Raw genomic sequence first — 12,194 nt, 5'->3', positions numbered from 1 at the left:
TCCATTTTATTCCTGCTCGATTTTCACTGTAATCGTCTTTAGATCCGGGTACTGCAAAAGCTGCTCTTTTGTCAGTTTAATCTCTTCCATTTCTCCCGGTGCCACGACCGGACGTTTTCTGTGAATGACTCTCTCATCATCAAAATAAGCGCTGACGTAACAGTTCTTGTATACACCGCCCACACGGAAACGGACTGTGATCTGCTCATCCATATTAGCAACATTGATGGTTCCCGGCACCGTATACCGGACACCCTCGATCGGATTTAAAACAATGTCGTTATCTCTTGCTGCCTTCACGCCATCTGCTTTCACATAAGCTGCCGCATTTTTTCCGGCTGTCTTTGCTTCCTCGGACACGAAATCCACCAGATCATGCACATGCAGCACATTTCCACAGGCAAATACACCCGGAATATTTGTCTCAAGGCTCTCATTGACCTTCGGTCCGGAAGTAACCGGGTTCATGTCGACACCCATGCCTTTGGAAATCTCATTTTCCGGGATTAGTCCTACCGAAAGCAACAGCGTATCGCAGCTATATTCTTCTTCGGTCCCCGGAATCGGTTTTCCTTTACTGTCAACCTCAGCTAACGTGATTCCTTCTACACGCTCTTTTCCCTTAATGTCCACAACCGTGTGGCTTAACTTTAACGGGATTCCGTAATCATCCAGACACTGCACAATATTACGTTTCAGACCGCCGGAATATGGCATTAATTCTGCCACGACCTTAACCTTTGCACCCTCAAGTGTCATTCGCCTTGCCATGATCAGTCCGATATCACCGGAACCTAAAATGACGACTTCACGTCCCGGCATAAAGCCTTCGATGTTTACCAGACGCTGTGCCGTTCCTGCGGAGTAAATTCCCGCCGGGCGGTATCCCGGAATATTTAACGCGCCTCTCGGTCTCTCGCGGCATCCCATAGCAAGAATGACTGCTTTTGCCTGGATCTCAAACAGGCCATCCTCACGGTTCATCGCCGTAACGACTTTCTCATGGCTGATATCCATGACCATAGTATTTAATTTATATTCAATGCCCAGATCTTTTACCTGTGAAATAAATCTGCCCGCATACTCAGGTCCTGTCAGTTCTTCCTTAAATGTATGCAGTCCAAATCCATTGTGGATACACTGGTTTAAAATTCCGCCTAATTCTTTGTCTCTCTCTAAAATTAATATGTCATCGATTCCGTTATTTTTTGCAGAAACAGCAGCCGCAAGCCCTGCCGGTCCACCTCCGATGATTACGATATCATATGTTTTCATGCTCTGGCTCCTCCTTCTTACAGACTGTCCTTGTTGGTTCCGACAATAATCCTTGAATTTCCGCCTGATTTTGTAATCTCAGACTGGCTCACACCGCGCTCTCTTGCTAAAATCTCCATGGTTCTCGGTGAACAGAAACCCGCCTGACACCGTCCCATTCCGGCTCTCGTCCGGCGTTTGACACCATCTAACGATTTTGCACCGAGCGGACGTCTGATGGCATCGATGATTTCTCCCTCTGTGATCATCTCACAGCGGCAGATAATGTTTCCATACTCCGGTTTTTCCTTAATTAATGCCGCTCTTTCCTCTTTACTTAATGTGTTTGGATTTAATACACCCTTGCGTGTTGCAATGAAATCTTTTTTCTCTTCCAAATGCATTTTCTCTTTTAACAGATCTGCAACCATCTCTCCGATCGCAGGACTGCTCGTAAGTCCCGGTGACTCGATTCCGGCGCAGTCGATAAATCCTTTTGCATCGGCAACCTCTTCAATAATAAACTCATGACCATCCTCATGTGCACGAAGTCCGGCAAAAGATGTGATGACCTGACGCATCGGAATATTTTTTACATTCAGGTTTGCACCGGCAATCACCTGATCCAGGCCTTCTCTTGTGGTGTTGGTTACCTCTTTATCCTCAATGTCAATGGCGGTAGGCCCTAACAGCAGGTTGCCATGCACCGTCGGCGAAATGAGGATTCCTTTTCCATATTTGCCCGGCAGCGCAAAGACCGTATGACTTACATGGCTTCCGGCACTCTTGTCAAGCAGGCAGTAATCACCGCGTCTTGGCGTAATATGGATTTTCTTTTCACTGACCATGTTGTGAAATTTGTCCGCATAGACACCGGCTGCATTGACCACATATTTTGTCTCGAACACACCCTGATTTGTGTGGACTTCCCAGATATCTCCCGACTTTTTCAAATCGGTTACTTCTGTGTCAAACTTAAATTCCACACCATTTACATTCGCATTCTCAGCCAATGCGATATTCAGGTTGAACGGACACACGATCCCGGCGCTTGGCGCATACAATGCTGCGCAGATATCATCCTCAAGATTCGGCTCCATCTCATGCACTTCCTCTTTGGATAAAATACGCAGCCCCGGCACACCGTTTACCACGCCACGGTCATACAGTGCTTTCAGATTCGGCATATCCTCCTCGTCCTTGCAGACAACCAGAGAACCTATCCGCTTAAACGGAAAATCAAGATCTTTGGAAAGCTGCTCCATCAAGGCATTTCCCCGTACATTTAATTTTGCCATCAGGGAACCTTCTTTTGCATCATATCCCGCATGTACGATTGCACTGTTTGCCTTGGATGTGCCGCAGCAGACATCTTCCTCTTTCTCTATCACACATACTTTTGCATTATAACGCGACAATTCTCTCGCCGCTGCTGCGCCGGATACACCGGCTCCGATGATAATTACGTCATACATTTTCCATCTCTCCTTTTTTACTTTGTTCTTCTGGTATCTAACCCGGAGGGCTTTTTCATTCATAAGATGTAATCTCCTATGAATAAAAAAGCCTGACAAGTAAGCGCACCCATGCTGTTGCGATTATCCTGTCAGGCTCTCTTCTCTCTTGCCCCTCAACAATAGATTGCAGGTTCCACATGCACATCTACTGTCATAAATATAAAATTGTCATATAAAGTTACTTATCGCATGACAAACATACGGTCTACCATGGAATTGCTCCATATAGCAGTACTGCAACAATTGCTCCGATCACCGGTCCCACCAGCGGAACAACTGCATATCCCCAGTTGGATGTTCCTTTTCCCTTAATCGGAAGAACGGCATGTGCAAGACGCGGTCCGATATCTCTTGCCGGATTGATCGCATATCCGGTCAGTCCACCAAGTGACATACCGATCGATACAATGATTCCAAATACAAGAAACTTTCCAAGTCCATCGGTAAGTCCCGGCACATTTGCCATACCTTTGATCGCAAATACAAGGATAAACGTTCCAACTGCCTCACTGAAAATATTCTGTCCCATGTTCGGAATAGAAGGCGCTGTACAGAACACCCCAAGTTTTGTCGCCTGATCCTCTGTTGCATCAAACTGTCCTTTAAACAAAAGATATACGATCACCGCTCCAACAAACGCTCCTGCAAACTGTGCAATGATATATCCCGGAACCATTGCCCAGTCAAAACTTCCGTCAACTGCAAGTGCTAACGTCAGCGCCGGATTAAACGATGCTCCCGATGCTGCTCCGAAAATAAATGCCGGCAGCATAACCGCAAGTCCCCATGCAAATGTGATCTGGACAGTTCCTCCACCCTTCATGCCAGATTTGTTGAGATTTACGTTTGCAACAACTCCATCACCTAAGATGATCAGAATCATAGTTCCCAAAAATTCTGCTATATATGGTAACATACTATCCCCCCTTATTCAATTAACTTTACCAATACATTACAATCTTTACCTTCCCTATACAAAACCTTCTTTTTAATCTTCCTTTGCCCAGCCGTATGCATATTTGACTGCTTTGTTCCAGCCTTTGATCATTTCTTCTCTCTTTGCGGCATCGATCTGCGGCTCAAATGTCTTGTCGATTGCCCAGTTTTTAATAACATCCTCTTTACTTGACCAGTAACCGACTGCCAGACCAGCAAGATATGCAGCGCCCATCGCTGTTGTCTCTACACATTGCGGACGATTTACCGGCGCATCAATAATGTTCGCCTGTGTCTGCATCAGGAAATCATTAGCACTTGCTCCACCGTCAACTTTCAAAGCGGTAAGATCAATTCCGGAATCTGCTTTCATGGCAACCAGAACATCATTCACCTGATATGCCAGAGATTCCAATGTTGCACGGATAATGTGATATTTATTGACGCCACGGGTAATACCTACGATCGTACCTCTTGCATACTGATCCCAGTGAGGTGCACCAAGACCGGTAAATGCCGGAACTACATAACAGCCGTTCGTATCTTTTACTTTCTTTGCCATGTATTCAGAATCAGGTGCAGAATCAATGACTCTTAATTCATCTCTTAACCACTGGATCGCAGCCCCCGCCACGAAAATAGAGCCTTCCAGTGCGTAATTAACTTTTCCATCCAGTCCCCATGCAATCGTAGTTACCAGACCATTCTTGGAAAATACCGGTTTTTCGCCTGTGTTCATTAAAAGGAAACATCCGGTTCCATATGTATTCTTTGCCTCTCCTGCGTTAAAACAGGTCTGACCAAACAATGCTGACTGCTGGTCTCCGGCAGCACCTGCGATCGGGATCGGTCCACCAAGGTAAGAAGGATCTGCCTCCCCGTAAATACAGCTTGACGGTTTCGGCTCCGGCAGCATACATTTTGGAATATTTAACTCTGCTAAAATCTCATCATCCCACTGAAGAGTGTTGATATTAAATAACATTGTTCTGGATGCATTGGAATAATCGGTCACATGAACAGCGCCTTTTGTCAGTTTCCAGATCAGCCAGGTTTCTACCGTTCCGAATAATAATTCACCCTTTTCGGCTCTCTCTCTTGCACCCGATACATTGTCAAGCAGCCATTTTACCTTCGTGCCTGAAAAATATGCATCAATGACAAGACCTGTTTTTTCCCTGAATTTATCGGTAAGTCCTTTTTCTTTTAAGGTATCGCAATATTCTGAAGTTCTGCGGCACTGCCATACGATCGCATGATGGATCGGCTCTCCTGTTTCCTTATCCCAGACGATCGTTGTCTCTCTCTGGTTGGTAATACCGATTGCTGCAATATCCTCTGCTGTCGCATTGATCATGTTCATCGCCTCAACTGCAACACCGAGCATACTTGCCCAGATTTCATCTGCATCATGTTCCACCCAGCCCGGCTGTGGGAAGTACTGTGTAAATTCCCTCTGTGCCACGCTGCACATCTCACCTTTCTCGTTGAACAGGATACATCTGTTGCTTGTGGTTCCAGCATCCAGTGCCATTACATATTTTGCCATACTTTTTCCTCCTCTTTCTTTTGGCTTTATTTAATATTTAAACTGCTCCCCCCAGAGCATTATAAATATTCGTAAAATTGATTGTTCTTTTTTTCTATTGAAATATATTATTTTTTATAATAAAAACTTACTAAATTTCTGATTATCTTTTCATAAGTTGGTAAATGCCGATATATCCCGTATTTTAGGGCTTTATCGGTATTTTTTTTCGGAAGATACCTTGCATAAGCTGGCATTTACCAGCATGAAAATGCAACCAAAAGTAGTAAATGAGTAGTAAATATACGCTCCGATATTAACAAGCCAGTCTTTCCAGTTCTGCTTTTGCAGATTGAAATGTACCGTGTGCGTAATAGCCAAGTGTCATGGTTATGTTGGCGTGTCCCATGAGATATTGCAGGGTGTTTGGGTTCATTCCTCTGTTTGCCATATTTGTACAATAAGTATGTCGGAATGAATGTGGTGTGATGTTCGGTAACTTGTCCGTGTGATATTTGTTATACTTCTTAATCAGCCCTCGCACCATACCCTCATAGTTTCCTGCAACCTTAGGCAAGCCCTCACGGTTTAAGAATAGGAAATTGCTGTAACCACCTACAATCAGCGGTTGTGCCTTTCCTCTGTTCTTTAGTATTCTTTGGATTGCTTGATAAGCCCGTTCTGTCAATGGAAGTTCCCGTTTTCCGTTTTTGGTTTTTGGCGTTTCAATATAGTAGCCGATTTCGCTGTCTTTCAATAACTGGTGGTCTATATTGAGTATTTTGTTCTGCATATCAATATGCGTCGTCAGTCCGCAAAATTCAGAAATACGAAGTCCCGTTTCCAACAGAAGCACAACCTCATCATAATACTTGCTGTAAATCTTATCCTTTTCCATAAAGGCAAGCAGGCGTTCTTCCTGCTCTGGTGTAAGGATAACTTTCTGCTCCGTATCATCTTCCAGAACATCACTTAGCTTAAATTCAAATGGGTTCTTTCTGATACAGTCGTCTTGTATCGCCATGTAAAATGACGCTTTCAAGGAACGCTTATAGTTATCAATTGTTTTATAGGCATATCCTTTTTCACTCATTCTGATAGCCCATTCTTTAGCGTCCGACTGCTTAACAGTATCAATCGCCCTCATACCCAATGGGTCATTTTTCAGAGCGTTCATAAGATACTGTCGTCCCTTTTCGGTAGCCCTCTTGATGTTCTTTCTTTGGCTGTTCTTTTTCTCGTAAAGCTGGCAGACTGTCATTTTACCGCCGACTGTGTCGATACTGTCGTTAAGGTCTTTTTTTATCTGTGCTTCTTTTTCCCTCAATGAAATATCATCACGCTTTCCAGCAGGTGTCTTGTCTGTCGGTACAAGTTTCCAAGAATAGATAAATTGTGGCTTTCCGTATATATCGGTATATTTATAAACGTATCTTCCGTCTTTTCGCTGGCTCTCTCCATTACGCAAATTGCGATTTTTACTGTCTTTTCGTTTTACATTAGACATAGTGTAAAGCTCCTTTCCGTCATGGAATGAGCCGTGATACGCTATACTTTATTATACCATATCTACGGCTCAATGACATTAGATTTCGTCCAATGTATCTATGATTTTTTCAAATTGTTTTCGCTTAATCTGAATACGATTACCGTTCACGATAACCCAGCCAGCGTCAATATTTTCTTCGGCTAATTTACGCAATTTTTTTTCGCCAATGCGGAAGTATTTAGACGCTTCTTCAATCGTCAGCGTATATTTTTCCCAGATAGGCACATCAGTATTGTTCATAATCTATGCACCCCCTTTACTGTGTGTTGTTTTTTTACAAGCAGACAGACGGCTTTGGAAAGCTCCATTAGTATCTCAACTATTCCCATTCTTGTGGGCAGAACCGCACCATGCGGACGTATCATTATTCTGTGAGGATAGGTCATGGCAAAACGACTTTTCCAACAGTCGCTCTCGGATCACTGCGTGGGTCGCTCGCTTTCTTTTGGAAAGGTCGTGGCGTACAGTCCCCGTGGCTCGCTATCTCACAAACGTATCTGTCTGCTTTATTCAGTTGTCAAAGAGCTGTGGCGAAAGCGTGTTGCTTTCATGTAAAAGCAGGGCAGAGCAGGAAAGAGGGGGACATTAAACCATGCTCTGCTAAAAACTGCTTATTCTTCTTCGATTTCTAAGGCAATATCAAACCCTAAAATCATTTTGATAAGTGCTTCTCGGATAAGTCCCTTTAACTCCATATCTACAACAATATAGACATTGCCGTATTCATCATAGAGTGGACGCAAACAGCACTTTGATATGTACGGGTCATAAAATGCCAGTATTTTTTCAATCGCTTTTTCGTCCCCGTCCATTGCTTGCGAAAGCAAATAGTAGGACGGCTTCTTAAATGTTTGCTTCATTTTACTGCTTCTCCTTTAGTATTTTTTTCATAGTTTCCAAAGCATGATGTCGGTTTCTAAATACACCGCTTTGCGTAATCTTTTGTAAGTTGGCAATTTCACTTTCTGTCATTTCCAAGAAGTAATACATTAACAGAGTATTTCTCTTTCTTTCTGGAAGTTTTTTCAAGGCTTCTGCCAGCTCATCATCAAGGACACGAATATCAATGCCACATACTGAAAAGATTGTATAATCTGTTTCGTAGTCATCCCACACAGCAAAATTTTCAACGAAAATTTCTGGAAGTTCACAGAATGGAATTTCTTTATCTTTTCGTCGTTTCAATCCTTGTTGGTAGTCCTTTACAATATGACGGACAACTTTCTTCAAACAACTTTCAAAGCGACATTGAACTGTTTTCTGGAAGTCAGACGGTTTCATCAATCTCACCCCCTTTCCACTATGATTTGAAAAGTGTTTATCCCTCTTTCCGCACCATATAGGGAATGAAAGGTGTGATTTAATGACCTCTTTTGAAAAATTTTTAAATTTTTTTCGGGTATGAAAAAAGCCCGCACAAAACATATAGTCTGTACGAGCCTTTAAAGCTAAAACATATTCAATTTTTAATAGTGTGCTATTAGGTGGAATTTGATTGCAAAGAATTGTACTTAAAGCTTTCCATAATGCAAGCCCCCTTAAAGCACCGTATCAATGTTGGCATGGTTTTCAAATTACTCTGAAAAATTATGAACTGTTCCTTTTGGAAATGTAATGGTCAGTCTTGTATATTCTTTTTCCGTAGAAGCAATATCCAATTTCAAGCCCAACCTATCGCATAATTTTTTCGATAGATACAGTCCCATACCCGTTGCATTTGCCTTGTTTCTATTTGAACCCGTAAAACCTTTTTCAAATACACGGGATAAATCAGACGCTTTTATTCCACAACCATTATCTTCAATCACAAGCAATATATTTGTACACTTACAGTTTTGAAAGTAAACAGAGAGTAAAAGAGCCGTGATAATGCAGATCACAATTTTGTGAAGCATTTCCACGACCCTTTTATTATAATTTTACCTTTGTCTTTTTTGTAATGATATAAATATATTCTTCTGGTGTAGAGCGTTTATTCCCAAAATACTTTTTGAAATTTGCCTGCACCTCTGGGTCGGTGCTATTCATAGCTTCATCAATCGTTGCTTCAATATTTTCCCGTACATCAGCTAATGACATACCGCCAGCCTTTGCACCAGCCTTTAATGCTTTTTTAATATCTCGTTTTTTTAACCCTATCATTCGAACCAACTCCCTAAAATGAGTTAATCTTCTTTTTCAAAAATTAAATCAATCTTTCGCATACAACCTTTTGCGTCAATTTCTGCAGGTATAAAACCAACATAGCGATACCCATTTTCTGCATAGCTATTTATAACTTCCTTATGTTTATCGGTGCAAAGGAACACAACACCTTTCGCAGTATAATCAATTTCTAAATATTCATATTTTTTCATTTTTCCTCATTTCCTTTCTCTTTCATATTTTCTCTACGCTTTTTGATTACCTTATTTCTTAAAGGAATACCAACGCCCAATATCAATCCTACTACCAAAATAGTCAAGTCCATAAGCACACCTCTCTTTTCTAAAACTCTTTTTTCTTTAGTATTGTTAAGCTAATAAGATAGGAGATACCTAAAATAACAACTGAAAGCAATAAAAATAATATTATATATACTAGTGGTTCAAATTTAGGTAATTTATTTATTAAGACATATAAATCTATTCCTAAATATTCAGTAGTTTTTATAAGAAGCAGTCCTATAACAAATATAAATCCCATTACACCTATGATAGCAATTCTTCCTTTTTCTCCACCAAATTTCAAGATAAAAGGAAGCATGATTGATAAAATCAATAAAATAGTAGGAAATAAAGAACCTGCTGTTAAAAAAATTTCATTAAAACTGCCTGTTTTTGTAATACCAATAACAACTAAACTAATAACAGTTCCCAACAACAAAAACATTATTCCTGAAATCAATCCAAAAATATATTTTTCCAGTACATAATCTTTTCGTGTTATCGGTAAAGAAAATAAAAAAGCATTTCCATTATCAAATTCATCATAGCTAATTGAACTCAATGAGAATAATGCCCCCACAAAACCTAAGAAACCAATCGGAAACGAAGTCCCCGGAGATACTATTATCATTATTATAGATATAGCAGTAATAGTCATAAAGAAGTTTTTCTGTCCTTTCAGCAATTTAAAATCTTTAATCAATAAACCTTTCATTATTCAACACCTCTAATCATCATTGTTATTACTTCGTCTATATTTCCTTTTTCAATCGCCATTTGAGGATAATTTTCAGCATAATATTGTTTTTGATTAGTTAAACAACTATATCCATAGCTTTCTTTTTTTGTACGTAAAATATATTGTCTATCTAATTTGGAATATTCTTCTTCATCAACTTTAAGTAGTGCATAATCGCTTAGTAAAACATCAGTATCTTCGTGCATAATTACTTTTCCTTGATGTATCATATAAAGGTCATCACATAAAGTTTCTAAATCACTGGAAATGTGAGAACTAATTAAAATAGAGCGTTCTTCGTCTTTTTCTATAAAATCTCTTAGCATTTCTAACAATTCATCTCTAGCTATTACATCTAATCCCGCCGTTGGTTCATCAAGAATTAACAACTTTGCATTGTGTGAAACAGCAACTAAGACTTTTACTTTCGCTTTCATACCAGTTGAAAAATCTTTTATTCTTTTATTTCGTGGAAGCTGAAACTTTTTAACTTGTTCTATAAAAAATGATTTATCAAAATTTTGATATAAATTATCAATAATAGGAATAATATCATTGATTGTTAAATATCCACTAAAGCCAGAGTCCGAAAGAACTACTCCCAAATCTTGCTTGTCTTTTGCAGTAAAATCTTGTAATGACTTTCCAAGAATATTGATAGTTCCACTATCAAAGGAAATTAGCCCTAAAATAGCTTTAAATGTTGTGCTTTTTCCTGCACCATTTTGACCAATCAAACCAGTTACATGACCTTTCTTTACTTCAAGAGAACAATCAAGCGAAAAGTTTTCATAACTTTTTTTCAAATGCTTAATTTTTAACATATCTAACCCTCCAAAATTAACTCAAATAGTTTTTTTATATCTTCATCACTGATACCGTAACATCTGCCTTTTTGAATAACTCGTTCTAAATCACTTTCTAATTCCTTTTTCTGTTCCTCTAATAAAAGCTCTGTATTTGTAGCAGTAACATATGTTCCTTTTCCATGAATTGTTACCGTAAACCCCTCGTTTTCCAAGCTATCATATGCTTTTTTCACAGTTAGAGCACTTATTTTTAATTCTTTTGCAAGAGAACGAACAGACGGAAGATTATCATTTTCTTTTAATTTTCCATTCCGAATTAAAGCTTTAACTTGTTCTACTATTTGCTCGTAAATAGGTATCATTGAAGAATGGTTTATAATAATTTTCATCTCACAGCTCCTTTCTGTATAAACAGTATATAACAGAGTAACGCTGTTGTCAAGTGTTATATGGTGTTTGTACAGAAAGTGAAGCGTGCAAATCTCATTTAGGAAATGCACGCTATATAATTTATCCTACAATCTTCCAGTTACTATCCTTATATAGCACAAGTTCATACTGCGATATCTGCGTCGCCTTTGTCTGATTATCAAGGAATTTCACGCCTACCTTGACTTTCACATTGTCCCCGTCCTTTGTAAAGATAGGGTTTACCAGTTCAGAATAAAGATAGTCCCTGCCGATAGGTTCAAGCACATTTCCCGATACATAATAGGCAAGCTCTTTTTCCGTAGCTGTCGGGTAGAGCTTAAAGAATGTTTCCAGAAATACGGTAGCGTCATTCACGGTATCAGCGTCTACACTTGCGTCTGCGTCTGGTGTCTTAGGCTCATAGTCTGATTTTTCGATTGCTGGTGCAAGGGTAGGGTTCTGAACGATTACCATATCCCCGTCAGCGTCTATATGGACTTTTACGGTATAGGTTGCTTTCACATTGCTTGTCTTTTCTCCCTCTTTTATCTGCTGATCTACTTCGTAGGTAGCAGAAAAAGTGTCCGTTCCCGATTGTTCGATACTCCATACAATCACATCTGTAACTGTGGAGCTGGTCGGTATATCCGTTCTAATGGTATCAACATTCAAGTCCTGCAATTCCTTTGTCAGATAACCGTTGATTGCCTGCGTCCTTGATTCAATCGCTTCTTTACTGTTATTCCATGTGTAATAGGACTTCGCAAAATTCTTCACGAAATTTTCTATCCCGTTGGTGTCCTGCAAGCGAAGTTCAATGATTTCTTTTTCGTGGGTCGTGTGCTGGTCGATAGCAGTAAAATTCTTATACACCCCAAAGCTCACGCTTGCAATAAGTACCACCCACAACGCAATCACGGCTTTCTTATGTGTGCCTACCTTAACAGTACGCACCTTTTTTTCTTTTGGTTCTTTGATAGTTTCTGTCTGTTTCTTATTCTTCTTAAACATATTTTCAAGTCCTT

15 protein-coding genes are annotated in these 12,194 nt (G+C 40.1%); all 15 read right to left on the bottom strand.

Annotation, left to right across the window (positions count from 1 at the left end; translation table 11 throughout):
* Nucleotides 1–6: 6 nt before the first annotated feature.
* On the bottom strand, nucleotides 7–1,275 hold the full coding sequence (locus tag RIL182_RS00610) for an NAD(P)/FAD-dependent oxidoreductase (RefSeq protein ID WP_006857090.1): 1,269 nt from the start codon (nucleotides 1,273–1,275) through the stop codon (nucleotides 7–9).
* 17 nt (nucleotides 1,276–1,292) lie between these two features.
* Nucleotides 1,293–2,729, bottom strand: a complete 1,437-nt coding sequence (locus tag RIL182_RS00605; protein WP_044999000.1) for an NAD(P)/FAD-dependent oxidoreductase — start codon at nucleotides 2,727–2,729, stop codon at nucleotides 1,293–1,295.
* Nucleotides 2,730–2,976: 247 nt separating this feature from the next.
* Nucleotides 2,977–3,687: an MIP/aquaporin family protein gene (locus tag RIL182_RS00600; RefSeq protein ID WP_006857092.1), complete on the bottom strand. Its 711-nt coding sequence runs from the start codon at nucleotides 3,685–3,687 to the stop codon at nucleotides 2,977–2,979.
* Between the two features lie 72 nt (nucleotides 3,688–3,759).
* Nucleotides 3,760–5,256: a glycerol kinase GlpK gene (gene glpK / locus RIL182_RS00595; protein WP_006857093.1), complete on the bottom strand. Its 1,497-nt coding sequence runs from the start codon at nucleotides 5,254–5,256 to the stop codon at nucleotides 3,760–3,762.
* Nucleotides 5,257–5,551: 295 nt separating this feature from the next.
* The gene (locus RIL182_RS00590) at nucleotides 5,552–6,742 is read right to left on the bottom strand and encodes a site-specific integrase (RefSeq protein ID WP_006857094.1); all 1,191 of its coding nucleotides are present in this window, start codon (nucleotides 6,740–6,742) and stop codon (nucleotides 5,552–5,554) included.
* Nucleotides 6,743–6,820: 78 nt separating this feature from the next.
* Nucleotides 6,821–7,024 carry an excisionase gene (locus RIL182_RS00585; protein WP_004613735.1) on the bottom strand — a complete coding sequence of 68 codons (204 nt, stop codon included), beginning with the start codon at nucleotides 7,022–7,024 and terminating at the stop codon, nucleotides 6,821–6,823.
* 371 nt (nucleotides 7,025–7,395) lie between these two features.
* Nucleotides 7,396–7,644, bottom strand: coding sequence for a helix-turn-helix domain-containing protein (locus RIL182_RS00575; protein ID WP_004613734.1), 249 nt, complete (start codon nucleotides 7,642–7,644; stop codon nucleotides 7,396–7,398).
* Nucleotide 7,645: 1 nt separating this feature from the next.
* On the bottom strand, nucleotides 7,646–8,065 hold the full coding sequence (locus RIL182_RS00570; protein WP_044998991.1) for an RNA polymerase sigma factor: 420 nt from the start codon (nucleotides 8,063–8,065) through the stop codon (nucleotides 7,646–7,648).
* Nucleotides 8,066–8,358: 293 nt separating this feature from the next.
* Nucleotides 8,359–8,679 carry an ATP-binding protein gene (locus RIL182_RS21900; protein ID WP_006857095.1) on the bottom strand — a complete coding sequence of 107 codons (321 nt, stop codon included), beginning with the start codon at nucleotides 8,677–8,679 and terminating at the stop codon, nucleotides 8,359–8,361.
* Nucleotides 8,680–8,695: 16 nt separating this feature from the next.
* Nucleotides 8,696–8,926, bottom strand: coding sequence for a hypothetical protein (locus tag RIL182_RS00560; protein WP_006857096.1), 231 nt, complete (start codon nucleotides 8,924–8,926; stop codon nucleotides 8,696–8,698).
* Nucleotides 8,927–8,949: 23 nt separating this feature from the next.
* On the bottom strand, nucleotides 8,950–9,141 hold the full coding sequence (locus RIL182_RS00555; RefSeq protein WP_006857097.1) for a DUF4177 domain-containing protein: 192 nt from the start codon (nucleotides 9,139–9,141) through the stop codon (nucleotides 8,950–8,952).
* Between the two features lie 130 nt (nucleotides 9,142–9,271).
* Nucleotides 9,272–9,925: an ABC-2 transporter permease gene (locus tag RIL182_RS00550; RefSeq protein WP_006857098.1), complete on the bottom strand. Its 654-nt coding sequence runs from the start codon at nucleotides 9,923–9,925 to the stop codon at nucleotides 9,272–9,274.
* Nucleotides 9,925–10,773: an ATP-binding cassette domain-containing protein gene (locus tag RIL182_RS00545; RefSeq protein WP_006857099.1), complete on the bottom strand. Its 849-nt coding sequence runs from the start codon at nucleotides 10,771–10,773 to the stop codon at nucleotides 9,925–9,927. The genes RIL182_RS00550 and RIL182_RS00545 overlap by 1 nt, the downstream gene beginning before the upstream one ends.
* A 2-nt stretch (nucleotides 10,774–10,775) precedes the next feature.
* Nucleotides 10,776–11,147, bottom strand: coding sequence for a GntR family transcriptional regulator (locus RIL182_RS00540; RefSeq protein WP_006857100.1), 372 nt, complete (start codon nucleotides 11,145–11,147; stop codon nucleotides 10,776–10,778).
* A 121-nt stretch (nucleotides 11,148–11,268) separates the two neighbouring features.
* Complete coding sequence (locus RIL182_RS00535) at nucleotides 11,269–12,180, bottom strand: conjugal transfer protein (RefSeq protein ID WP_006857101.1); 912 nt, start codon at nucleotides 12,178–12,180, stop codon at nucleotides 11,269–11,271.
* Between the last annotated feature and the right edge of the window lie 14 nt (nucleotides 12,181–12,194).

Source organism: Roseburia intestinalis L1-82, assembly GCF_900537995.1.
Taxonomy (GTDB): Bacteria; Bacillota; Clostridia; order Lachnospirales; family Lachnospiraceae; genus Roseburia; species Roseburia intestinalis.
This window is presented reverse-complemented; position numbering and strand designations above follow the sequence as displayed.